Annotated in this window: 17 protein-coding genes; 10 read left to right on the top strand and 7 right to left on the bottom strand. The window is 70.6% G+C overall.

Annotated elements, in window-relative coordinates:
* Positions 1 to 69: 69 nt before the first annotated feature.
* Genes ACVTJA_RS42380 through ACVTJA_RS42370 form a run of 3 tightly spaced genes read right to left on the bottom strand, consistent with a single transcriptional unit; the run spans position 70 to position 5,413 of the window.
* Positions 70 to 1,311 carry a hypothetical protein gene (locus tag ACVTJA_RS42380; RefSeq protein WP_465829219.1) on the bottom strand — a complete coding sequence of 414 codons (1,242 nt, stop codon included), beginning with the start codon at positions 1,309 to 1,311 and terminating at the stop codon, positions 70 to 72.
* Positions 1,308 to 3,836 (bottom strand): TonB-dependent receptor domain-containing protein, encoded by a 2,529-nt coding sequence (locus ACVTJA_RS42375; protein WP_465829218.1) that lies wholly within the window; start codon positions 3,834 to 3,836, stop codon positions 1,308 to 1,310. Before ACVTJA_RS42375 ends, ACVTJA_RS42380 begins: the two co-directional genes overlap by 4 nt.
* A complete protein-coding gene (locus ACVTJA_RS42370) occupies positions 3,833 to 5,413 on the bottom strand; it encodes a serine/threonine protein kinase (RefSeq protein WP_465829216.1) in 1,581 nt (526 codons plus the stop codon). The genes ACVTJA_RS42375 and ACVTJA_RS42370 overlap by 4 nt, the downstream gene beginning before the upstream one ends.
* 264 nt (positions 5,414 to 5,677) lie before the next feature.
* Between ACVTJA_RS42370 and ACVTJA_RS42365 the strand changes: the two genes are divergently transcribed.
* Positions 5,678 to 6,544, top strand: a complete 867-nt coding sequence (locus ACVTJA_RS42365) for a cobalamin-binding protein (protein ID WP_465829214.1) — start codon at positions 5,678 to 5,680, stop codon at positions 6,542 to 6,544.
* Positions 6,545 to 6,744: 200 nt separating this feature from the next.
* A complete protein-coding gene (locus ACVTJA_RS42360) occupies positions 6,745 to 8,640 on the top strand; it encodes a BamA/TamA family outer membrane protein (RefSeq protein WP_465829213.1) in 1,896 nt (631 codons plus the stop codon).
* 7 nt (positions 8,641 to 8,647) lie between these two features.
* Here ACVTJA_RS42360 and ACVTJA_RS42355 read toward each other — a convergent pair whose 3' ends face one another.
* Entirely contained in the window at positions 8,648 to 9,424 is a 777-nt protein-coding gene (locus ACVTJA_RS42355) for a hypothetical protein (RefSeq protein ID WP_465829211.1), read from the bottom strand.
* A gap of 118 nt (positions 9,425 to 9,542) precedes the next feature.
* Between ACVTJA_RS42355 and ACVTJA_RS42350 the strand changes: the two genes are divergently transcribed.
* The gene (locus tag ACVTJA_RS42350; protein WP_465829210.1) at positions 9,543 to 11,759 is read left to right on the top strand and encodes a DPP IV N-terminal domain-containing protein; all 2,217 of its coding nucleotides are present in this window, start codon (positions 9,543 to 9,545) and stop codon (positions 11,757 to 11,759) included.
* A gap of 100 nt (positions 11,760 to 11,859) precedes the next feature.
* On the opposite strand, the gene ACVTJA_RS42345 is transcribed toward ACVTJA_RS42350, so the two are convergent.
* From ACVTJA_RS42345 to ACVTJA_RS42335, 3 genes are all read right to left on the bottom strand, one after another.
* Entirely contained in the window at positions 11,860 to 12,063 is a 204-nt protein-coding gene (locus ACVTJA_RS42345; RefSeq protein ID WP_141332297.1) for a cold-shock protein, read from the bottom strand.
* A gap of 203 nt (positions 12,064 to 12,266) precedes the next feature.
* Entirely contained in the window at positions 12,267 to 13,478 is a 1,212-nt protein-coding gene (gene odhB, locus ACVTJA_RS42340) for a 2-oxoglutarate dehydrogenase complex dihydrolipoyllysine-residue succinyltransferase (RefSeq protein ID WP_465829209.1), read from the bottom strand.
* Positions 13,468 to 16,362, bottom strand: coding sequence for a 2-oxoglutarate dehydrogenase E1 component (locus ACVTJA_RS42335; protein WP_465829208.1), 2,895 nt, complete (start codon positions 16,360 to 16,362; stop codon positions 13,468 to 13,470). Before ACVTJA_RS42335 ends, odhB begins: the two co-directional genes overlap by 11 nt.
* Positions 16,363 to 16,886: 524 nt before the next feature.
* Between ACVTJA_RS42335 and fabI the strand changes: the two genes are divergently transcribed.
* The 7 genes from fabI (at position 16,887) to ACVTJA_RS42300 (ending at position 24,167) form a co-directional block, all read left to right on the top strand.
* Positions 16,887 to 17,720, top strand: a complete 834-nt coding sequence (gene fabI, locus ACVTJA_RS42330) for an enoyl-ACP reductase FabI (RefSeq protein WP_465829206.1) — start codon at positions 16,887 to 16,889, stop codon at positions 17,718 to 17,720.
* 184 nt (positions 17,721 to 17,904) lie between these two features.
* Entirely contained in the window at positions 17,905 to 18,291 is a 387-nt protein-coding gene (locus ACVTJA_RS42325; protein ID WP_206725047.1) for a response regulator, read from the top strand.
* Between the two features lie 4 nt (positions 18,292 to 18,295).
* Entirely contained in the window at positions 18,296 to 19,162 is an 867-nt protein-coding gene (locus ACVTJA_RS42320) for a response regulator (RefSeq protein ID WP_465829205.1), read from the top strand.
* On the top strand, positions 19,159 to 20,394 hold the full coding sequence (locus ACVTJA_RS42315; RefSeq protein ID WP_465829203.1) for a CheR family methyltransferase: 1,236 nt from the start codon (positions 19,159 to 19,161) through the stop codon (positions 20,392 to 20,394). Before ACVTJA_RS42320 ends, ACVTJA_RS42315 begins: the two co-directional genes overlap by 4 nt.
* A complete protein-coding gene (locus tag ACVTJA_RS42310) occupies positions 20,391 to 20,936 on the top strand; it encodes a chemotaxis protein CheW (protein ID WP_465829201.1) in 546 nt (181 codons plus the stop codon). The genes ACVTJA_RS42315 and ACVTJA_RS42310 overlap by 4 nt, the downstream gene beginning before the upstream one ends.
* Positions 20,926 to 23,103: a hybrid sensor histidine kinase/response regulator gene (locus ACVTJA_RS42305; RefSeq protein WP_465829199.1), complete on the top strand. Its 2,178-nt coding sequence runs from the start codon at positions 20,926 to 20,928 to the stop codon at positions 23,101 to 23,103. The genes ACVTJA_RS42310 and ACVTJA_RS42305 overlap by 11 nt, the downstream gene beginning before the upstream one ends.
* Positions 23,100 to 24,167, top strand: a complete 1,068-nt coding sequence (locus ACVTJA_RS42300) for a chemotaxis protein CheB (RefSeq protein WP_465829197.1) — start codon at positions 23,100 to 23,102, stop codon at positions 24,165 to 24,167. Before ACVTJA_RS42305 ends, ACVTJA_RS42300 begins: the two co-directional genes overlap by 4 nt.
* Positions 24,168 to 24,188 lie beyond the last annotated feature (21 nt).

Here is a 24,188-nt window from a genome sequence, read left to right as displayed (position 1 = left end):
GGTGGGGCTGTTCCCCTGGAAACTTTGTCATGTTGACGGAAGGACAGGCCGAAGTCAAAGCGGAGGCGCTCACGGGACTTCCACGATGAAGGCCTGTGTCGGGTCGGAGGGGAGTCCTACGCCAGGGGCGATGTTGGGGTCCAGTTCGTTGGGGACACGCCACGTCTGGCCGGTGGATTGGATCAGCACGAGCGTGTAGCGCCCCTTGGGCAGGTCCCTGAGGGGAGCAGGCGCCGAGGGATTGCTAGCGTCGAGCGCCTGCGGCCGCACCACCACCTGCAATTCCGGAATCACGGCGGGCGTCATGCGCGGGTTGCCCTGCTCATCCGTGAGGGCGGCGATGGGTCCATCCGGAACCAGGCCCGCGGCGAGCACCACCAGGTCCGGCCTGCCGTCCTGGGTGCCGTCGGCGTGGGGGTAGTCCTCGCCGTCCACGTCCAACACGCCGTTGCGGTCCAGGTCGTTGTCCTCCACGAGGCCGGCGGGCACCTTGTTCGACAGCTTGCGCACCACCACGCGCGGCCAGAGGTCCGGCACGCCGTCCTTGTTGGCGTCGTCGGGCACGCCGTCCCTGTTGGCGTCCACGTAGCTGACCATGAAGCCGGGCGGGCGCTGGTCCACCGCGCCGCCCTGCACCACCAAGGGACGCAGCCGCAGCACCTTCTGGGTGGAGCCCATCAGCCCGTCGCCCTGCGCCACCTGGAAGGCAGGCCGGTCCAGGGGCACGCGGGCCGTGTCGGAGAAGCTCACCGAGACGCCCGCGAGCGGCTGGGGCTCTCCGTCCGCGTTCTCCGTGACTTCCAGCGTGAGGGGCTGGCCGGTGGAGGGGTCCACCGCCGCGCCGCCCACGTCGCCCTCGTTGGGCTCGCTGGTGACGCCGTACCAGGGGTTGAAGTCCGGGCGGTGGCACGGCTGCGTCGTGGTGGCGCCGCAGGTGTCAGCGTCGATGAAGCCGCGCAGCATGTAGCGCCCCTTCGGCACGAGGCTGAAGGTGAAGGGCGCGGTGAAGGGGCCGGGCAGGTTGCCGCCCAGCGCGGGGCCGAAGAGCTGCTCCGCGGGGACGACGGTGAAGGCGATGGGGCGGCCCGTGCCCTGCGGCGGCGGAGGCCGCTCCGCGTCGTAGAGGAACACGATGGCGTTGCCCCTCGCGCGCGAATTCACCACCAGGCTGCCCTCGATGCGGGCGGTGTGGGTGTTCTGCCGGAAGTCCGCGGTGGGGACCACGGGCGGGGCCTCGCAGCCGAGGCCGATGACGGAGGTGAGGACGAGGCCCCCGAGGGCCTTCGTCCAGGACGGGGTGGGGCGGCTCATGGAGTCACCGTCAGCGTCGCGTAGACGCGCCGCTCGATTCGATTGCCGAAGGGATGCTGGGAGTGCGCGCCGGTCATGTTGCTGCCCACCAGCGCCACGTCCACCGTGTCCTTCACGGCCTCGTAGCCCACGCGCGCGTTGACCACGGCATAGGCCTTCAGGGGGTTGGAGAGGAACTCGATGCTGGTGGGGTCCGCCGCGGCGGGCTCGCGCTCAATCCACGTGGTGGACGAGGTGAAGGACGCGTCCAGGCCGAACTCCAGGTCCGCCTTGGTACGGTAGGTGACGCCCGCGTACAGCTTGAGCGCCGGCGCCTGGCTGCACGGGCCGCACTCTTCTTCCTCCTCGCGGTCCGAGGAGACGTTCTGGAAGGCGATGCTCGCCTTGAGGCCGAGGCCGTCCACCGGGGCCATGTTGGCGCCCACCTCCAGGCCGCGCGCGGTGTAGACGGCGTCCTCGTTCTGGAAGAACGAGCGGCCGAGCAGGTATGAGCCCGTCTCCGCGTCGTACGAATCACCGGCCGGCAGCCGCTGCACCGCGGACAGGCCGATGAGGTCCCTCACCGTGTTCTGGTAGAGGGCCACGTCCCAGTCCAGGCCCAGCTCCGCGGCCTCGCCGCGCCACCCCAGCTCGAAGGCGGTGAGGCGCTCGGCGCGCAGGGTGGTGCTGCCGGTGGTGAGCGCGCTGGCGCCGTTGACGCCCGGCACGGGCACGGGGATGCGCGTGTACGACTCGAGGAACGTCGGCTCGCGGAAGGCGGAGGCCGCGCTGGCGCGGAAGGCCTGGCCCTCGAAGGGGATGAACAGCGCGGACACGCGCGGCGAGTGCGCCAGGCCCGGCGTGCCGTTGTCCAGCAGCGGGTGCCGGTCCACGCGGTAGCTGGCGACGAGCCGCAGGGGCTCCACCAGCCGCCACTCGTCCTGCACGAAGGCGGCGGCGTGGACCTCTTCACGCAGCGGGCCGAGGTAGTTCCACGCCACGCGCTTGAGGCGGCCCTCCACGCCCACGTTGAGCTGGTGCTCGCCGCCCAGGTGGAAGGCGCGCGCGAAGAGCAATTCCGCGTTGAAGAGGTTGGAGCTGAGGCTCGTGCCCAGCGAGCGCTGGCCGATGGCTTCGTACTGCGGCCCCGCGTCACCGGAGATGTGGTTCCAGAAGGTCTTCAGCTTGAGCGGCCCCAGCTCCACGTCGCCCTTGGCGTACGCGTTGACGCCGTCCATGAAGTAGTTGCGCAAGAGGCCCAGCGGATAGATTTCCGTGGTGTAGCGGTGCACGCCGCCGGACAGGCCCACCTTGCGGTCGTCCGCGAAGGTGTAGACGGCGGACAGCGTGCCGCGCGCGCCGCGCAGACCGATGTCCGGGTCCGGGTCCTTCAGCTCCATGTCCGGCCGGTTGCTGGCGAAGTCGCGGCTCCACTTGTCCGCCTGCGAGTACGCCACCGAGGCGCGGTAGCTCAGCGCGCCCGACTTGCCGTGGCTGAGGAACGAGCCATTCACCGTGTTGCCGGTGCCGCCGGTGACGGAGAAGCGCGCGCGCGGGCCGGTGCCCGGGGCCTGGGTGATGATGTTGATGACGCCCAGCATGGCGTTGGCGCCGTACAGCGCGCTGCCCGGGCCGCGAATCACCTCGATGCGCTCGATTTCCTCCAGGCCGATGGGAATGGAGGACCAGAGCGTCAGGCCGAGGAAGTCCTGGTACTCGGTGCGGCCGTCCACCAGCACCAGCACCTTGTTGGCGATGCGCTGGTTGAAGCCGCGCAGCGACACGTTGGCGCTGCCCACGCCCAGCGCCATGACGTCCGCGCCGGGCACGCGGCGCAGGAGGTCCGGCAGGCTGGTGGCGCCCGACAGGCGGATGTCCTCCTGGGTGATGACGGTGGTGGCGTTGGGCGCCTCCAACGAGGACTGGGCACGGCGGCTCGCCGTCACCACGCGCTCCTCGTAGGGCACCGCGCCCTGGTCGGCGGCGGACGCGGCGGCGTCGACGGTGGCCGGGCCCGCCGCCACGGTGGTGGGGGCGGGGGCCGCGGGCGTGGCGCCACCGGCGGGCATGGACTCGGCGCGCTCAATCGCCTTCTCCAGCCGCTCCAGCAGCGAGCCCAGCTGCTGCTGTGCCTGGATGCTGGCGGGCGGCGGCGGCATGGGCAGCGCGGACTTGTCCTCGGGCGACGTGGACGCGGTGGTCTCCTCGGCCTTCAGCTTCTGCTCGAGGACGGCGATGGTGGTCGTCACCGTGGACGCGTCCGGCGGGTTGCTGGCGAGGTAGCGTTGGTACGCGTCCAGCGCCTCCTTCAACCGGTCGGCGTCGTGGTACGCGCGGGCGATGTTGTAGAGGACGTTGGGGTGCGGCTTGATGGCGTACGCGGCTTCCAACTCGGCGATGCCCTCGTCGTACTGCTTCTGGGCGATGAGGCTCATGCCGTTGCGGAAGTGGCGGCGTGCTTCGAGACGCGCGTCCGCCAGGGCCTCCCCCGCGAAGAGACACAACGCGAGGAAGCCCGCACGTTTCAGGGCTGAGGGGGTTTTCACTGGTACGGGTTGTCCTTGTAGGTCGACGAGCCGGAAGCCTTGCCGGGCTTCGTGGCCGCCTTCTTCTTGGGCTGGAGCTTCTGGAGGAAGCGCGCCTCGGGGGCTTCACCCTCGGCGGTCACCTTCACGGACTGGTAGCCCGCGAGGCTGAAGGTCAGCTCCGCGCTGGCCTTGCCACCTGCCTCCGGTGTCACCTCGAGGTTCAGCGGCGTCTCGCCCACGTCCTGGCCCCGGTACGTCACGCGCGCGCCGCTGGGCTCGCTGGCGATCAGGAACCGGACCGGCTTGACGGGGCTGAGCTCGGCCAGCGCCAGCTCCTCGTCCTCGGCGCCCAGCACCGAGGGCGCCGCGGCGGCCGCCGTGGGGCGCGCGGCGGGGGCTTCCTGCGCGGGCATCTGCGCCGTGGCGGACAGGGGGAGCGGCTGGGGCATGGAGGGGCGTGTCGCGAGGAACGCGGCCACGCCGAGGCCCAGCACCAGCGAGCCCGCGAACAGGCCGATGAACAGCGGCTTGCGGTTGGGCTTTGTCGCCTCCTCCTCCACGGAGATGTCCAGCGCCATGGTGCTGGGGCCGGAGCCGGTGGCGGAGAAGGGGCCGCTGATGGGGCCGCTGCCGGTGCTCGTCAGGCGCGGGCCGCTGAAGACACCGCTGACGCCGACGCTGGAGGCCAGGCGGCGCATGGCCTCCAGCACCTCGTCCATTGACTGGTAGCGCTCCGCCGGCACCTTGGCGAGGCACTTCATCACCAGTGCTTCCACTTCGGCGGGCACGCCGTGGCTGGGCCAGATGGCGCCGAAGGCGGGAGGCGGCTCGTTGATGTGCTTGACGATGACGTCGATGCTCTGCGACGCGAGGAAGGGCGGGCGGCCCATCAGCATCTGATAGAGCACCACGCCCATGCTGTACACGTCGCTGCGCGGGTCGGCGACGTTGCGCGCCTGCTCCGGCGCCATGTACTGCGGCGAGCCGAGGATGATGCCGGCCTGGGTGAGCGACGTGTCCTGTGGAACAGGGCCCGCGTCGCCGATGAAGGACTTCACGAGGCCGAAGTCCAGCACCTTCACCACGTCGTGGTCCGTCTCCTGGTTGAGGACCATGACGTTGGCGGGCTTCAGGTCGCGGTGGATGAGGCCGACCTTGTGGGCCTCGCGCAGCGAGCGCGCCACCTGCTGCGTGATGTTGAGCGCGCGCGCCCACGGCAGCGGGCCCACCTGCGTGATGAGCTGGCTGAGCGTGAGCCCGTCCAGGTACTCCATCGCGATGTAATAGATGCCGTCGTCCGTCTTGCCGTAGTCGATGACGGTGACGGTGTTCGGATGGCGCAGCTTCGCGGTGACGCTGGCCTCCAGGAAGAAGCGCTTCTGGAAGCCCGGGTCCTTGCCCTCGCCGTACTGCGGGTTGAGGACCTTGAGGGCGACCAGGCGGTCCAACGGCGCCTGCACGGCCTTGTAGACGCGGCCCATGCCGCCGGCACCGAGGGTCTCCAGGATGCGGAAGCGCTCGTTCAGGACCCTGCCCAGCAGCGGGTCCTCCATCTCGGGGGGCGCGCCGTTCGTTGGGGCGTTGCTTTCGATCATGTCTGCCCCCGGCGACCGGGAAGGCATGCGACGCTCCGGTCGAACATGCCCCGCGATGCTAGCACTGCAAACCTCCAGTGCCCAAGCGACCTGCCGGGTTGGCGCAGTGCGGCAAAGGCCGAGATTCCGGCGCGAGCGGTGCAACGTCGTGCATCTGACACGTTTCCGGGCCTGCACTCCGGGTGACGCGGGGTGGGACGCGGGCCCGGTTGTCTGCCTGCTTGTGCACGGACGCCGCGGGGTGGGCGCGTTAGGGTGCCGCGGATGAATGCGCGACTGTCCGAGCTGCTCTCCTCCGCGCCGCCATATCCCCGACGGGTGGTGTGCATGACGGAGGAAACGACGGAGGTGCTCTACCGCATTGGCGCTGGAGACCTGGTGGTGGGCGTGTCCGGCTTCACGGTGCGGCCGCCGGAGGCGCGCAGGAAGCCGCGCGTGTCGTCGTTCCTGGATGCGAACTTCGAGCGCATCCTCGACCTGAAGCCGGACCTGGTGCTGGGGTTCTCGGACTTGCAGGCGGACCTCGGCCGCGAGCTGTGCAAGCGCGGCGTGCCCGTGTACCTGTTCAACCAGCGCTCGGTCGCGGAGATATTGCAGGCGGTGCGGCTGACGGGCGCGCTGGTGGGCCGGGCGGAGGACGCGGCGCGGCTCGCGGACGAGCTGACGGCGAACCTGGAGCGTCACGCGGAGGCGGCGGACCGGTTGCCGCGCCGGCCGCGCGTCTTCTTCGAGGAGTGGCACGAGCCGCTCATCTCCGGCATCCGCTGGGTGTCCGAGCTGGTGGAGTTGGTGGGTGGCGAGGACGTGTGCCGCGAGTCGCGCGCGTCGCACGGCGCGAAGGGCCGCATCTTCGAGCCGGAGGAGGTGGCGCGGCGCAAGCCGGACGCGGTCATCGCGAGCTGGTGCGGACGCAAGGCGAAGCGGGAGAAGATTGTCGCGCGCCCGGGCTGGGCGGAGGTGCCGGCGGTGGTGGAGGACCAGCTCTACGAGGTAAAGAGCACCTTCATCCTCCAGCCGGGGCCGGCCGCGTTGTCGGACGGGGTGGCGCAGCTGGCGCGGATTGTCTCCGCGGTGGCGCGCGGCGAGAAGCTGCCGGAGCTGCGCAAGGGAGATTTGCGGGCCGCGGCGTGACGTCAGGGGCGCGCGGCGAGAGGCTTCCGGAGTTGCGCAAGGGAGAGTGGCGGGCTGCGGCGTGGTGTCGACATGAGGCCTGTCGCGTCTCGTGGCGCGCCATGTCCGCCCGGCCGGTCCATCGGGTACCCGCGTCATGACAGGGCCGCGCGCCCGACGTTGCCACTGGCGATGAGCGTGGCTCATGCCAGGATGCGCGCGTGCCCCTTCCGCTGCTCGCCCTCCTCGTCGCGCCACTTGCCGTGGTCTCTCCGCGGACGCCGGATGCGACCGCGCCTTCCGAGCCCGCGCCGACGCGAGAGCCGCCTGCGACTTCCGGTGCGACCGCGCCGTCGCCGGCTCGCGCCGCTTTCGTGGAGGAGGAGGGCACCGAGCCCCCGGCGGTGCCTCCGGGCGCCGCCTCGCTGGAGGACGCGGAGGCACAGAAGGCGAACTACGAGGAGGCCCTCGTCGCCGCGACGTTGAAGCAGCAGGGCCGCGAGCTGGAGCCCGAGCCCGAGGGCAGGGTGCTCGAAGAAATCCTCGTCTCCACCGAGGAGGTCGTCGCGGAGACGGACCCATACCCCGGCTTCCTCAACATCTTCCACGTGCGCACCCGCGAGGAGGTGGTCCGCCGCGAGGCGCTGATTCAGCCCGGCCAGCGCTACTCCTCGGCGCTCGTCGAGGAGACGACGCGCAACCTGCGCTCGCTGCGTCTGTTCTCCGTGGCGCGCATCGTCCCGGTGAAGGGGCGCGCGCCCGGTACGGTGTCGCTGCTCGTCGTCACGAAGGACCTGTGGTCGCTGCGGCTCAACAGCGACTTCTCCGCGGTGGGCTCGCTGCTCCAGTACCTGCGCCTGCAGGGCACGGAGCAGAACCTTTTCGGGCGCGGGAAGAAGCTGGCGGTGGACTTCACGCTGCGGCTGGACACGCTCAGCCTCGGGCAGAGCTACACGGACCCGCGCTTGTTCGGCAGCCGCTGGTCCCTCGCCGAGTCCGCCGCCATCATCATCGGCCGTGAGAGCGGCCGGGCCGAGGGCTCGCGTGGAAGTCTCTCCGTGAGCCGGCCGCTGTACTCGCTGTCCACGCCGTGGAGCACCAGCGCGTCCGTGGCGTGGAACGTGGAGACCAACCGCGTGTACCGCGGCGCGGACATCTGGCAGCTGCCGTTCCCCGACGGGCCCGCGGTGCCCTACGTCTACGAGACGGAGGAGGTGGCCGGCGGAGTCTCGTACACGCGCTCGTACGGCACGCGCTACAAGTGGAACGTGGGCGGCACGCTGGGCGCGTACCACTACGCCTATGACCCGCCGGCCGCGTCCATGCTGAGCGACGCGCAGCTCGACTGGTTCCGCCGCAACTACCTGCCGCGCGCCGAGGACGCCGGCTACGCGTCACTGTCCCTCCGCGCCTTCGAGGCCCGCTACGAGGTGCTGCGCGACGTGGACTCGTACGCGCTCTCCGAGGACTTCCAGATGGGGCACTCGGCGTCCCTGACGGTGCGCTATGCGCCGCCCGTCTTCGGCACCGAGTCGCACTACGCGGAGCTCGGCGTGGCGGCGCGCTACCGCTTCCGGCTGGGCGACGCGCTCACCACCGCCTCCGCCGCGGCGGCCATCCGCCGGCAGCTCGGCGAGGGCGCGGAGTGGAACAACCGGCGCTGGGCGGCGGAGCTGTGGCAGGCCTCGCCCAAGGTGCTCGGCGGGCGCTTCGTGGCGCGCGGGCTCCTGGATGTGAATATCGACGACCTGTTCGACCGGGTGACGCTGCTCGGCGGTGGCAACGGGCTGAGAGGCGCGCGCGTGGACGCGTACTCCGGCAAGCGGCTGCTGCTGTTCAACGTGGAGTACCGCACCGCGCCGCTCGTCGTGCGCACGGTGCACCTGGGCGGGGTGCTGTTCTTCGACTCGGGCAGCGCGTTCAACGACAAGCCGCACATGGTGCACACGGTGGGCGTGGGCGCGCGGCTGCTGTTCCCCCAGTTCAACGTGATGCCGTTCCGCTTCGACTTCGGCTACGTGCTCAACGACACGAACCCGCCCGTGGGCAGCCGCTTCTCCATCGCCGGTGGTCAGCTCACCGACTTGAGGCCCGGCTTCCTGGACTCGCCGCTGTAGACGCGCGTCACGGCGGCTCGGTGCGCAGCAGCTCGCGGAACAGCACCTCCGCCACGTCGCGGAACAACTCCCCCGATGCGAGCAATCCACCGCAGTGATGCGGCTCGCGCGCCAGCGTGAGCGCCACCGTCTTCTTCAGCACCGCGTCCCAGAACGGCTCCGAGCCCTCGGGCAGCAGGAACTCGCGGATGACGGCCTTCGGCCACGGCAGCACCGTGGTCGGGTCCGCATCGCTCAGCGACGTGAAGCAGTCCAGGTCCACGTCCAGCAGCACCTGCTCCGCGCCCTCCAGCACCTCGCGCACCAGGTCGCCAGGAGCCGGGTGGTTCCACGCCTCCGCCGCGCGGTCCACCGTGGGCACGACGACGAGCCGGTGCGCTCGGCCCCGCGTGTCCACGTACGAGTCCCCCACGAAGGCCCCGCGAGGCCTCGCCCGCGCCACCAGCAGCGCATCCCCCACCAGCCCCGCCTCCATCGCCGCGAGCAGGTGGTCGTAGTTGCGCACATCCAGCGCGTACCGCGCGTGCTCGTCCAGCGCCCTCACGCCCGCCGAGCGGTCCGGCACCGCCTCCGGCCGCCTCGGCACCACCGTGTCCAGGTGCCTGTCCAGTGTCACCAGCAGCGCGGGCGGCCCGGACTCGCCCAGCGCGAAGGCCCACGAGGGCAGGGCGAGCCGGTGCGGGTCGAAGACGTACGCATCGTTCGGCCCGCGCCCGCCACCCAGTCCCAGCCGGATGACGCCGGCCAGCCGCAGGTGCCGCAGGGCGTCGTCTTCTGTCTCCATGACCTCGGGAATCCTCCCGCCCGGCAGGCGTTTGTGCGGGCCGCGTGGCGGCCGAGTGTAGGCTTCCCCGCACCTTTCCATGAAAGGAGACCCGCCCCCCGCGGGTATTCGACTACGCATGCGCCAGGTCCTCACCGCAGCGCTCTTCCTCGCGAGCACCCCCGCTTTCGCCCAGGAGCAGAAGCCCCTACCCGTCATGTCCCAGCCCCAGCGCAAGCCTGACCCGTTCCTGCGCCAGTACTCGGAGACGCGCCGCTTCATGAGCGGCCGGCCCGTGGGCGTGAAAATCGCCCCGGACGAGAAGTCCGTCCTCTTCCTGCGCACCTCCCCCACCTCCAACGTGCAGATGCTCTACGCGTTCGACGTGGAGTCCGGCCAGGCGAAGGAGCTCCTCACCCCCGAGGCCATCCTCAAGGGCGCCGAGGAGACGCTCACCCCCGAGGAGAAGGCCCGCCGTGAGCGCATGCGCGTCAGCGCCCGTGGCTTCACCGGCTATCAAATCTCCGAGGACGGCACCCGCCTGCTGGTACCCCTGTCCGGTCGCCTCTACGTGGTGGAGCGCGCCACCGGCAAGGTGACGGAGCTCAAGACGGGCGCGGGCACGCTGGACCCGAAGTTCTCTCCGGACGGCAAGCAGGTGGCCTACGTGCGCGAGCACGACGTCTACCGCATCGACATCGCCGGCAACAAAGAGCAGCGCGTCACCACTGGCGGTACCGAGACGAAGACGCACGGCCTCGCCGAGTTCGTCGCCCAGGAGGAGATGAGCCGCTTCTCCGGCTACTGGTGGAGCCCGGACGCGAAGTCCATCGCCTACACCGAGTCCGACACCTCCGAGGTGGAGAAGCTCACCATCGTCGACGTCATGCACCCCGAGCGCGGCGGCGAGGACTTCCCGTACCCGCGCCCCGGCAAGGCCAACGCCAAGGTGCGCCTGGGCGTCACGTCCGCGTCCGGCGGCAAGACGGCGTGGGTGAGCTGGGACGTGGCGAAGTACCCGTACCTCGCCACCGTCACGTGGCCCAAGGGCGGCCCGCTCACCATCCTGGTGCAGAACCGCAACCAGACGGAGGAGCAGCTCCTCGCGGTGGACCCGGCCACGGGCAAGACGCGCGAGCTGCTGACGGAGAAGGACGAAGCCTGGGTGAACCTGGACCAGGACTTCCCGCTGTGGCTCGAGGATGGCAGCGGCTTCCTCTGGTACACCGAGCGCAACGGCGGCCCCGAGGTGGAGCTGCGCAAGGCGGACGGCTCGCTGGAGAAGAGCGTGGTGAAGCCGGACGCGGGCTTCCGCATGCTGGCGCGCTTCGTCCAGAAGGACCGCACGCTCTACTTCAACGGCGGCCCCAACCCCACCGAGGTCTACCTGTGGCGCGTGAAGGACGGCGGCGCCCCGGAGAAGGTGTCCAGCGGCGCCAACGGCCCTGGCACCGAGGGCGGCACCGTCTCCAAGAATGGCGGCCTGGTGGTGCTCAATGCCTCCGGCGCGAAGACGATGTCGAAGTCCACCGTCCTGCGCGCGGATGGCACCCGCGTGGGCGACCTGCCTGAAATCGCCGAGGAGCCGCCCTTCGTCCCCAACTTCGAGGTGCGCCAGGTGGGCCCGAAGAAGTTCTGGGCCTCCATCACCCGCCCGCGCAACTTCAAGAAGGGCCAGAAGCTGCCCGTCATCGTCGAGGTGTACGGCGGCCCCACCACCACCGTCGTGTACCAGAACATGGCGGCCCATCTCATGGCCCAGTGGATGGCGGACCAGGGCTTCATCGTCGTGAAGTTCGACGGGCGCGGCACCCCGCTGCGCGGCGCGAAGTGGGAGCGCGAGGTGAAGTACGACTTCGCCGGCGTCACGATTGAAGACCAGGCCGCCGCCATCCAGGAGCTCGCCAAGGAGGTGCCGGAAATCGACATCAACCGCGTGGGCATCGAAGGCTGGAGCTTCGGCGGCTACATGTCCGCCCTGGCCGTCCTCAAGCGCCCGGACGTCTTCAAGGCCGCGGTGGCTGGCGCCCCGGTGGTGGACTGGCTCGACTACGACACGCACTACACCGAGCGCTACCTCGGCGTGCCCCAGGAGCACCCCGAGGCGTACGAGAAGAGCTCGCTGCTCACCTACGCGAAGCTGGACAAGCCCATCGGCAAGCTGCTGCTCATCCACGGCACCGCGGATGACAACGTGTACTTCTTCCACACGCTGAAGCTGTCCGACGCGCTCTTCCGCGCCGGCAAGCCGCACGACCTCCTCCCGCTGAGCGGCCTGACGCACATGGTGCCGGACCCCGTCGTCACCGAGCGCCAGTGGGAGCGTGTCATGGACCACTTCAAGCGCAACCTGTAGTCCCCGCGGCGCACACCGCTGGAAAGCAAGAAGCCCGGTCCCTGCGAGGGGGCCGGGCTTCTTTCATCTGCCAGTCCGAAAGGAGTGGCTGACGGGCGCGTTACGCCGCGCGGACGTTCTGCGCCTGCAGGCCCTTGGGGCCGCGCGTGACTTCGAACTCCACCTTCTGGCCCTCGGCCAGGGTGCGGAAGCCATCCATGTTGATGGCCGTGTGGTGACAGAACACGTCCTCACCGCCCCCGTCCTGGGTGATGAAGCCGAAGCCCTTCGCGTCGTTGAACCACTTCACGGTACCGGTTGCCATTGCACTTCCTCAGTCTTGCAAGGCGGCGTCTTGAGAGCCGCCTTTTCGTCCCGCCCCCCGACTACCGGGAGACATCTCGCTTTGTAGTGAAACGGCCGACTGGAAGTCCAGCCGGCCGCCCGTGAATGCCCGAGTTCCTTAGAGCCCGGGACTCATATTCTGTATGTCTCCTGCGGGTTTCCGCGAGGAGATGGCGAGTCGCGTCAGACCTCCAGCAGCAGGCGCTCGGGGTCCTCGATGCACTCCTTCACGCGCACGAGGAACTGCACGGCCTCGCGGCCGTCCACCAGACGGTGGTCGTACGTGAGGGCCACGTACATGATGGGCCGGATGACGACCTGGCCGTCGCGCGCCACGGGGCGCTCGACGATGTTGTGCATGCCCAGGATGCCCGTCTGCGGCGGGTTGAGGATGGGCGTGGACAGCATGGAGCCGAAGATGCCGCCGTTGGTAATCGTGAAGGTGCCGCCCTGCAGGTCGGCCAGGCCCAGCTTGTCGTTGCGGGCGCGGGTGCCGTAGTCACCGACAGTCTTTTCCAGGTCCGCCAGGCCCAGCTTGTCCGCGTTGCGCACCACCGGCACCACGAGGCCGCGGCTGCCGCTCACCGCCACGCCGATGTCGTAGTAGTGCTTGAAGATGACGTCCTCGCCGTCGATTTCCGCGTTGATTTGCGGGAAGGCCTTGAGGGCCTCGACGGACGCGCGGATGAAGAAGCTCATGAAGCCGAGCTTCACACCGTGCTTCGCCTGGAACTTCTCGTTGTACTTCTTGCGCAGGGCCATCACCTCGCCCATGTCCACCTCGTTGAAGGTGGTGAGCATGGCGGCGGTGGACTGCGCCTGGATGAGGCGCTCGGCCACGCGCTTGCGCAGCGGCGTCATGCGCACGCGCTCCTCGCGCGCGGCGTTGGGGCGCGGGCCGGACGGCACCGCCGGGACGGCGGCGGGCGCCTGCGCCGGAGCGGCCGGACGGTTGATCTGCCCGAGCACGTCGTCCTTGAAGATGCGGCCACCGGCGCCGCTGCCCTTCACGCCGGTGAGGTCCACCTGGTTCTCCTCGGCCACCTTGCGAGCGGTGGGCGTGGCGCGGGTGTCCACGGCCGCGGCCGCGGCGGCGGGAGCAGGCGCCTGCACCGGAGCTGGCGCGGCGGCCGCGGGCTTCGCGGCGGCGGCACCGGCACCGGCCTCGATGAGGCCCAGCACCTCGCCCACGCGGACCTTGTCGCCCTCCTTGAAGGCGATGCTGGCCAGCGAGCCGGCGGAAGGCGCGGGCACGTCGATGGTGACCTTGTCCGTCTCCAGCACGACGAGGGGCTCGTCGGCGGAGACCGCGTCACCGGGCTTCTTGTTCCACTTTCCGACGACGGCCTCGGTGATGGACTCGCCCAGGGGGGGCACTTTCAGTTCAACGGCCATTCTTGGTCCCTCGGAAGATGGCTTCCTCGATGATGAGCTGCTGCTCGTATTCGTGAGTCTTGGGGAAGCCGGTGGCAGGGCTGGCGGCCTCCGCGCGCCCGATGTAGCCGATCTTCAGCGGCTGTTGCGAGCGCGTGGACGCCAGGTCGTGCAGGCGGGGGAACATGAAGTGCCAGCCGCCCGCGTTGCGCGGCTCCTCCTGGACCCAGAGGAGCTCCGCGAGCTTCGGCATCTTCGCGACGAGGCCTGCCAGCTCGTCGAAGGGGAACGGGTAGAGCTGCTCGAGCCGGACGATGGCGATGCTGTCGTCCTTGCGCTCGTCCCGGGCCTTGACCAGGTCGTAGTAGACCTTGCCGCTGCACAGGATGAGCCGCGTGACGCCGGCCGGCGCCACCTTGTCCAGGATGACCTCCTGGAATGCGCCCGTGGCCAGCTCGTCAATCTTGCTGGTGGCCTCGGGGCGGCGCAGCAGGCTCTTGGGCGACATGATGACCAGCGGCTTGCGCACGGGGCGCACCACCTGGCGGCGCAGCAGGTGGAAGATCTGCGCGGGCGTGGTGGGGTAGCAGACCTGGATGTTGTCCTCGGCGCACAAATCCAGGAAGCGCTCCAGACGCGCGCTGGAGTGCTCGGGGCCCTGGCCCTCGTAGCCGTGCGGCAAGAGCAGGGTGATGCCGCTCAGGCGGCGCCACTTGCTCTCCGCAGCGGCGATGAACTGGTCGATGATGATTTGAGCGCCGTTGGCGAAGTCGCCGAACTGGGCTTCCCAGATGGTCAGGCCGTCCGGCACGTCCAGGCTGTAGCCGTACTCGAAGCCGAGCACGCCCATCTCGGACAGGGCGCTGTTGTAGATGTGGAAGCCACCCTTGCCGGTGACGAACTGGCGCAGGGGCACGAACTTCTCACCCGTCTGCACGTCGTGCAGCACCGCGTGCCGGTGGCTGAAGGTGCCGCGCTCGGCGTCCTGGCCGGTGATGCGGACGTTGTAGCCCGCGGACAGCAGCGTGGCGTAGGCGAGCGACTCGCCCTCGCTCCACTGCAGGTCGCCGCTGTCCAGCATGCCCAGGCGCTTCTTGATGACGGTGCGCTCCACGTCGCGGTGGACGTTGAAGCCCTCGGGCACCGTGGACAGCTTCTTCAGCGCGTCGCACAGCACCTGCTTGTCCACGCCCGTGGACACCTGCGGGGCGCTCTTCAGCGAGCCGCCCTTGTACGGCTTCCACAGGCCCTCCAGCGCGCTGGGCTCCTTGAACTGGCTCTCCTGGCGCGCGCGGGTGAGCGCCGCGTCGAAATCCTGCTGGCAGCGCTGCTTGATGGCCTCGGACTCCTCCGCGGGGATGCGGCCCTTCTCCGCCAGCGCGGCGGCGTAGAGCGTGCGCACCGTCGGGTGCTTGCGGATGATGTCGTACATGGCCGGCTGCGTGAACGAGGGCTCGTCGCCCTCGTTGTGGCCGTAGCGGCGGTAGCAGACGAGGTCGATGACGACGTCGCTCTTGAACGTCTGCCGGTACTCGGCGACCAGCCGCGCCACGTGGACGCAGGCCTCCGGGTCGTCCCCATTCACATGGAAGATGGGGATGTCCAGCATCTGCGCGATGGCCGTGGCGTAGATGGAGGAGCGCGAGTCGTGCGGGTCGGTGGTGAAGCCGACCTGGTTGTTGATGACGACGTGGACGGTGCCGCCGGTGGTGTAGCCCTTGAGGCCGGCGAGGTTGAGCGTCTCCGGCACGATGCCCTGGCCGATGAAGGCCGCGTCGCCGTGGATGAGCAGCGGCATGACGCCGGTGCGCTCGGTGTCACCGCCGCGGTCCTGCTTGGCGCGCACGCGGCCCTCCACCACCGGATTCACGCACTCCAGGTGGCTGGGGTTGAAGGCCAGCGACAGGTGCACGCTCTTGCCCTGGCGCGTGGTGCGGTCCGACGAGAAGCCCATGTGGTACTTCACGTCGCCGCGGCCGAGGTAGGCCTTCGGGTCCTTCGGACCGTCGAACTCGCTGAAGATTTGATCCGGCTTCTTGCCGAGGATGTTCGTCAGCACGTTGAGGCGGCCGCGGTGGGCCATGCCGATGACGACCTCCTTGAGGCCCATGGCGGTGCCCACCTCGGTGATGGCGTCCAGCATGGGGATGAGCGACTCGCCGCCGTCGAGGCTGAAGCGCTTGGCGCCCACGTACTTCGTGTGGAGGAAGTGCTCGAAGCCCTCCGCGTAGGAGAGCTGGGTGAGGATGTGGCGCTGGTCCTCCACGGAGAAGCCGGTGCGGTTCTCCGCGTGCTCCATGCGCTGCATCAGCCAGCGGCGCCGGCCGCTGTCGAGCATCTGCATGAACTCCACGCCGATGCTGCCGGTGTACGTGCGGTGCAGGCGGCCGAGGAGGTCACCGAGGCGCACGCGCGGCTCGGGGAAGACGTTGTTGCACTCGACGAGCTGCTCGCGCTCGCGGGCGGAGAAGTGGCCGTCGTCCACCATACCCACGTCGGCCACGTGCTCCAGCGGCGGGCGGGGGCGGTCCAGCGGATCCAGCTTCGCGCGCAGGTGGCCGCGCAGGCGGAAGGCGGTAATCGTCTGATCCACCTTCGCCTGCAGTCCGACGACATCCTGGGCGACGGCGGGAGCGGGCGCGGCGGCGGGGGCCTGCGCCACGGCCTCTTTCAGGGCCGCGGCGGCGGCCTTGCCGTTCGCCTTGCCAGAGGCGGGGGCCACGGGGGCCGCGGCCGCCTCCAGCAGCCTGGTGCTGAAGATGGGTCTGCCAGCACCGTCATTGCGCTCGAAGACCTCGCGCCAGCTTGCATCCACGCTGGTGGGGTCCTCGAGGTAGCGGGCGTAGAGCCCTTCGATGAAGTCGATGTTGGCGCCGGAAAGGAACGTGTCCTGGAAATTCGCCATGGCGGTGTCGTCTTTTACTGGGAAGGGCGCCCCGATGGGGGTTTTTCGCCGCATCTTGTTGAGCCTCCGTGGCTGCCCGGACGCCGGTCCGCTCAGCGGGAAGCAGATGGATTCATGCGCCACGTGAGCGTGGCTTCACCCGGGAAAGCCCCGTCCCCCGGGAGCACTCGGATGCCCAGGCGGCGACGGTCGACGAGGCAAACGGCCTTGGCCGCCTTGGCGCAGTAGTCAACGGTCAGCTTCGCGGACCGCATCCCCGGGCCGGCCCGCACCTCTCCGGCGTCCGTCACCTGCGCATCCGTTCCGTCTCCGGGCGCGGCCGGCCGCTCCGCCTTGCCCGCCACCGGAGCGGAAGCGGAGCGGACGTCGTCATCCACCACCACCGGGTGCTGGATGCCACGGCGGGCGATGGCCTCCGCGTCCTGGCGCTACGCCCCAGGTGGCGCCCGGGTTTCGTCCCGCTCCACCCGGCAGGAGTGGTAGACAGCGCGCTTCCCACTCACTTTCCGACGAGGCCGCCTTTCATGCTGCTCCAAGGCAAGAAGCTGCTCATCACCGGGGTGCTCACGCCCCAGTCCCTCGCCTACGGCATCGCAGAGCACGCGCTCGCGCAGGGCGCCGACATCCTCCTCACGGGCTTCGGCCGCGCCAAGTCCCTCACCGACCGGAGCGCCAAGCGCCTCAAGCCCGGCCTGGAGGTCCTGGAGCTGGACGTCACCAACCCCGCCCACTTCACCGCGCTCACCGAGTCGCTGCGCCAGCGGTGGGACCGGGTGGACGGCGTGCTGCACTCCATCGCCTACGCTCCCGAGGACGCGCTCGGCGGCAACTTCCTCAACACCCCGTGGGAGAGCGTCCAGACGGCGTTCCGCATCTCCGCCTTCTCCCTCAAGGAGCTGGCCGTGGCGTGCCTGCCCCTGATGACGAAGGGCGGCTCCATCGTCACGCTGGACTTCGACAACCGCATGGCCTGGCCCATCTATGACTGGATGGGTGTGTGCAAGGCGGCGCTGGAGGCCACGGTTCGCTACCTCGCGAGGGATTTGGGCCCCAAGGGCATCCGCGTGAATGCGCTGGCCGCGGGCCCGCTGGCCACCATCGCCGCCAAGGGCATCCCCGGCTTCAAGTCGCTGGAGCAGGGCTGGGGCAAGCAGGCGCCGCTGGGCTGGAGCGCGAAGGACAGCCACGACATGGTGGCGCGCACCGCGTGTGCTCTGCTCTCCGACTGGCTGCCTTCCACCACGGGCGAAATGGTGCACGTGGACGGTGGCTACCATGCGGTGGGTGCGCCGCCGGTAGAGCCGGAGACCGAGGGCGCGGAGTCCCCGACCCACGCGCCCAAGCCGGCAGCCGAGTAGCCGTTTTCCCCTAGCCTGCGATGACTCCGGGAATTGTCCCGGGGTCATCGGGCACCTGCCCGCTCGGTATCAAGGCGGGCCCGACGTGCCCCGCTTTCTCCCGTGAGAGCGCTCACGGTAGAGTCCTCAACAGTCGCAGGGGCTTCCCGCATCAGCGCGGGCCTTGCGGAGGAGCCGCATCACAGTGACCACCCAGAGCACCAACGTCTTGCTGGTGGACGACAGCCCGACGGTCCGCAACATCGTCAAAATCTATTTGATGAACCTCAAGGTCTCGACCGTCGAGGCCGACGATGCGACGCGGGCGCTGCAGATTCTCCGCCTCGTTCCGGTGAGCCTGGTCATCGCGGACATCAACATGCCCGGCATGGACGGCATCACCTTCGTGAAGGAGGTGCGCGCCAGCCAGATGCCCCAGGTCCGCTCGGTTCCCATCCTCCTGCTCACGGCGGAGAAGAACGCGGACCTGCGCCAGAAGGGCACCGAGGCCGGCGCCAACGCCTTCATCCAGAAGCCGGTGTCCCACCACGAATTGACGGAGACCGTCCGTCAGTTCCTCTCGAAGGCCTGATGCCGTGAGCCTGCCGTCCCTGCTGCTCGTCGACGACAGCGACGCGATTCTCGCGCTGGAGCGCGCCATCCTCTCCGGCCACTACACCATCCACACGGCCAGCAACGGCCGTGAGGCCCTGGACAAGGTGGGCCGGCTCCTGCCGGCGGCGGTGCTCCTCGACTTGTCCATGCCGGAGATGGACGGCGACGAGGTGCTCCAGCGGATGAAGGCGGACCCCGCCACCGCGGACATCCCCGTCATCATCATCTCCTCGGAGAAGTCGCGCGCCGAGGCGTGTCTGGGACTGGGCGCCGAGGCCTTCCTCGCCAAGCCCTTCCGCGCGGACGAGCTGCTGCACACGGTGGGCGAGTCGCTGGCCAGCGCGCGGCGCCGGGCCCGCACGGGCTCGCTGCTGGTGCTGCGCGTGACGGTGGGCGAATTGGAGTTCGCCATTCCGCTGGACGCCGTGCGCGAGGTGCTGCTGCACCCGGCGACGCGGCCGCTGCCCACGGGCCCGACCTACCTGCGCGAGTACGTCGAGGTGCGGGGCCACGCGCTCTGCGTGCTGGACGTGGCGCGCCGGCTGGGCGTGGAGCACAAGCTGGCGCGCGTGGAGCGCATGCTGGTGGTCATCGAGGTGGACGGCATGGCGTTGGCGCTGGCGGTGGACACGGTGAAGGACCCGGAGGAGTACGCCTCCACGGACATCGAGCGGCGCGAGCGCGTGGGCGGGGCGGACCATGGCCCGCTGCGCGAAGGGCTCATCGGCATGCTGCGGGCCGGAGGGCGCGCGCTGCCCATCCTGGACCCGAAGGTCTTCATCGCCCGCGGCCTGCTGCGGGAGCTGCCTACGATGCTGGAGGCCGCGGAGGCCAGGCGGACCGCATGAGCGGAGAGCTCGACCCGCGGCTGCTCACCCGCGCGCGGGAGGTGGTGGCCGCCATCACCGGCTTCCGCGACGACGCCATCGCCACCGAGGCGGTGGAGCGCGTCATGCGGGCGGAGCTCACGCGCGGGCGCTCCGCCGTGGACCTGCTCGGAGAGCTGATGCTCCCGGTGTCCCCGCTGTCCTCCACGCTGGCGCGCGCGGTGCTGGTGGGCGAGACGTACTTCTTCCGCCAGCCGGAGCACTTCCGCTTCATCTCCCAGGAGGGCGTGCCCGCGGCGCTGCGCCGGGGCGCGCTCGCGCTGCGCGGCTGGAGCGCGGGCTGTGCCACGGGCGAGGAGGCCTACTCGCTGGCCGCGTGTCTCCAGGCGTCCCTGCCGCACGGCTTCCCGGTGGAGGTGCTGGGCACGGACCTCCAGGAGTCCAGCCTGGAGACGGCCCGCCGCGCCACCTACGGCTCCTGGTCCCGCCGCGAGTCCGCGCCGCGCCTGTTTCCCCTCTACGTGGAGACGGGGGAGCGCGAAGTCACCATCCTCCCCGTCGTCCGCCGAGTCACCACCTTCGCCCAGGGCAACCTGTTGGCACCCCTGCCGGAGCGGTTCGGCCGCTTCGACTTCATCCTCTGTCGCAACGTGCTCACCTACTTCACTCCCGCCGCGCGTGACGCGGCGATTACGCTGCTGTCGCGCACGCTCAACCCGGGCGGGCTGCTCTTCCTGGGCGCTGTCGAGGTGGACCGCGTCCCCCCGGGCATGGTGAGGGAGGGGCCTCCAGAGCTGCAGTGCTTCCGCCTCCTCGGCCCCGGCGAGTCCGCCTCGCCGTCCTCGTCGCGCACGCGCGCCTCCGACAGCGTCCGGGCCCCCGCGAAGCCGGAGCGTCCGGCGTCGCCCCCGGCCGCGAAGCCGGCCCGCGTGGATGCCGCGCCGCCGCCCGTGCCCTCGCGCATCCACCTCAGCGCGCTGGAGCGCATCGAGGAGGGCGACGAGGTCGGCGCCACCGCCGTGCTGGAGGCGCTGGTGCGCCAGTCGCCGGACTACCTGCCGGGCCTGTTGGAGCTGGCCCTTCTTCGTGAGCGCTCCGGAGCGCGCGAGGCGGCCGTGCCGCTGATGCGCACGCTGCGCTCCCGCGCCGAGCGCCTCCCGCCCGACCAGTTGGTGGACGGGCCCGAGGCACTGCCCGCGCGCTTCTACCAGGCGTCCGCTGACGCCTACCTCAATCAGGGGACGCTGGAATGAAGGTCACCCCGCGGACGATGGAAGAAGCCCAGGAAGTGGAGGCGCGCGAGCTGCTCGAGCGGCGCGCGGCCCGCCTCCGCGAGCAGGGCGAGACGGCGGTGGAGGAGGCCGTCCACTGGATTGCCGAGTTCCCCCTGGGCGAGGAGCGCTACGCGCTCTCCCTGGAGTCGCTGCGCGCCGCGCTGCCGCTGAAGATGGTGACGCCGGTGCCGCTGTCGGCCCCGCACGTCGTGGGCGTGCTGCGCTTCCAGGGCCAGGTGCTGGCCGCGCTCAGCCTCGCGTCGCTCCTGGGCGGCCACGGCTGGCGGCAGGACCCGGCCGTGCTGCTGGTGGTGGACCGCGGTGACGGCGAGCTGTGCGCGCTGGACTGCGAGGCCATTCCGCGCCCCACCACGCTGCCCATGAGCGCGGTGGAGGCCGCGCGCGTGCGCGCCGAGGGCGCCGTCATGGAAGTCTTCACGCAGGACCGCCAGCTCATCCACTTGATTGACTTGAAGCGTTTGTTCGCCCAGCGCGGCACGGGAGGACGTCATGCCCGTTGATCCGCTGCTGCAGGGGCTCGTCGCCGGCTTCGCCGTCGAGGCCCAGGAGGTCGTCCAGAAGGTCACCATGGACCTGCTGGAGCTGGAGCGCGACGGCCTGGAGGTGGACTCGCTGTCCAAGCTCTACGTGCGGCTGGGCCGCCACCTCCACACGCTGAAGGGCAGCGCCGCGTCGCTCGGCATGCAGGACCTGAGCGACATCGCGCACAAGCTGGAGGACGCGCTCGCCCCGCTGAAGGCCAACCCGCAGAAGATGCCGCGGCCGGTGGTGGACATCCTGCTGCACGGCCTGGACCTCTTCCTGCTGCGCGCCCAGGCGCACGCGGACGGACGCGGCGACTCGCTGCCGGACCCGGCCGCCGCCCTGGCCCAGCTCGTGGCGGACGCGCCGCCTCCGGAATCGGCCGCGGCCGCGACGGGCGCTCCCGTCTCCCTGGCCATGTCCGTGCCCGCCGCGCAGGTGGCCGTGGAGGCCCCCGCTCCGGCCGCCGCGGCCGAGTCCGCCCCGGCGATGCCGGAGCTGGCGCCCGAGTCCGCGGACGCGGGCTGGCGCGTGTCGGCGCGGCAGGTGACGGCGCTGATGCGCGAGGTGGAGCGTCTGCGCGAGGTGCGCCTGCGCTTCGAGGAGCGCGGCCGCGAGCTGGACCGCGTGGTGACGCTGCTCGCGAAGCAGGGCCTGCTGGCGGAGACGGCGGAGGCGCGCACGCAGCTCGCCGGCACGTCGCGCTCGCTGCGCACCGACGGCGAGGAGACGGGCGACATCGTCGATGCGCTGGAAGAGGGCCTCAAGGCGATTACCACCCGCCCGGTGCGCACCATCCTGGACCCGCTGCAGCGCATGGTCCGCGACTTGTCCCGCCAGCTCGGGAAGGAAGCGCGCCTGTCGGTGGTGGGCTCGGAGCTGTCGCTGGACCGGCGCCTGCTGGAGAAGCTCCAGGGCGCGCTGGTGCACCTGCTCCGCAACGCGGTGGACCACGGCCTGGAGATGCCGTCCCAACGCGAGCGCGCGGGCAAGCACCACGAGGGCGCGCTGACGATGCGCGTGGAGCAGCAGGGCAACCTGCTCTACCTGGAGTGCGCGGACGACGGCGCGGGCATCGACGTGGAGCGCGTGCGCAAGGTGGCGGAGTCGCGCGGGCTCGTCACCGCGGACGAGTCGGCGCGGCTCAACGAGAACCAGGTGCGCGACCTCATCTTCCGGCCCGGCTTCAGCACGCGCACGGACGTGACGGACACCTCCGGGCGCGGCGTGGGCCTGGACGCGGTGCGCGCCTCGGTGGAGGGGTTGCAGGGCCGCATCGAGGTGGCCAGCGCACAGGGGCAGGGCACGCGCTTCATGCTGACGCTGCCGGTGGACCTGGGCAGCTCGCCGGTGCTGGTGGTGCGCGCCACGGAGACGCTGGTGGGCCTGCCCATGCTGGCGGTGGAGGCCACGCAACTGGCCCGCGCGGACTCGCTGCGCCTGGGCAAGCGCCGGGCGCACATGGAGTACCAGGGGCAGCTGTTGCCGGTGGTGGACCTGGGGGCGCGGCTCGGCCTGCGCGCCCTGGCGCCACCCACGGAGGGGCAGCCGCTGCTCATCGTGCAGAGCGGTGGCAAGCGCGTGGCGCTCGCGGTGGACGCGGTGGTGGGAGACAGGGACCTGGTCATCCGCCCGCTGCCCTCCGAGGTGCGCGACGTGCCGGCCTGGCAGGGCGCGGCCACGCTCAGCCGCGGTGAGCTGCTGCTCATCTGCCGCCCGGACTGGCTGGTGTCGGACTCCGGACAGGCGCAGGTGGTGGCGCAGAAGCGGGCGCTGGTGGTGGACGACTCGCTCACCGCGCGCGCGCTGCACCGGGCCATGCTGGAGGCCGGCGGCTTCACGGTGCACCTGGCGGCCAGTGGCGCCCGGGCGCTGGACCGGCTGGCGACGGACACGTACGACGTCGTCATCTGCGACCTGGACATGGAGGAGATGGACGGCGTGCAGCTCATCGCGAAGCTCCGCGAGAAGAAGGAGACGGCATCGCTGCCCGTCATCCTCGTCTCCGCGCACGACAGCGCCGCGGCCCGCGAGCGCGGCCTGGCGGCGGGCGCGGACGGCTACCTCAGCAAGCGTGAGTGTGCCGCGGGCCGCCTGCTCGCCGAGGTGCTGGATGTCATGAGCCGCAGGGGGACTCGCACGTGAGTCTGAAGCGGTCCATCCGCGTCCTGGTGGTGGATGACTCCCCCACCATGGCGAACACGCTGACCGCGCTCCTCACCGAGGAGCCGCGGATTGAAGTCGTGGGCCGGGCTGGTGACGGTAACCGCGCCGTGCAGCTCGCGAAGCTGCTGCGGCCGGACGTCATCACCATGGACCTGCTGCTGCCGGGGCTGGACGGCCCGGCGGCCATCGCCGCCATCATGTCCGCGGCGCCCGCGCGCATCCTCGTGGTGAGCGCGGTGGCCGAGCAGCGCGGCGTGGACCTGGGCTTCCAGGCCATGAATGCCGGCGCGCTGGAGCTCATCGGCAAGCCCAACGTCACCAACGTCGAGGAGCTGCGCAAGTGGGGCAGGGACCTGGCCCACTCCGTGTGCCTGATGGCGGAGGTGCCCGTCATCTCGCGCCGCCCGCGCACCGGCGTGGTGCCGCCGCCGGTGCCCACGGGCGCCCGGGTGGATGTCTTCGGAATCGTGGCCTCCACCGGTGGCCCGCCCGCGCTGGCGGACCTGCTGGCGAAGCTGCCCAAGGACTTCCCCGTCCCGCTGCTCATCGCGCAGCACATCACCGTGGGCTTCACCCAGGGCATGGTGCGCTGGCTGTCCCAGGTGACGCCGCTTCCGGTGGACATCGCCAAGGAAGGCGAGCGCCTGGAGCCGGGCCGCGTGTACTTCCCGCTCGACGGGCACGACCTGCTGGTGGACGCGGGAGGCGTGGCGCGGCTGCAGCGCACCCGGGGCGGGCCGTGCCCCAACGGTGATGTGCTGCTGGCGTCGCTGGCCTCCGTCTTCGGCCGGCGCAGCGGCGGCGTGGTGCTCACCGGCATGGGCGAGGACGGCGCGCGGGGCCTGTTGGCCATCCGCAACGCGGGCGGCGTCACCTTCTCCCAGGACGAGGCCTCGTCCGTCGTCTTCGGCATGCCTCGCGCCGCGCTCGAATTGAAGGCCACGGACCAGGGCGTGCCCCTGGCCTCGCTGCCCGAGCTCATCCTCCAGAGTTGCTCATTGCCCGGCTTCCGCGCCCGGGGCGAGGGAGGTTCCTCCCGATGAGCCCCGTTTCCACCTCACCCG

The organism is Pyxidicoccus sp. M6 (genome assembly GCF_055568925.1).
The sequence above is the reverse complement of the archived record's forward strand: the minus strand, read 5'-3'. Positions and strand labels throughout refer to the sequence as shown.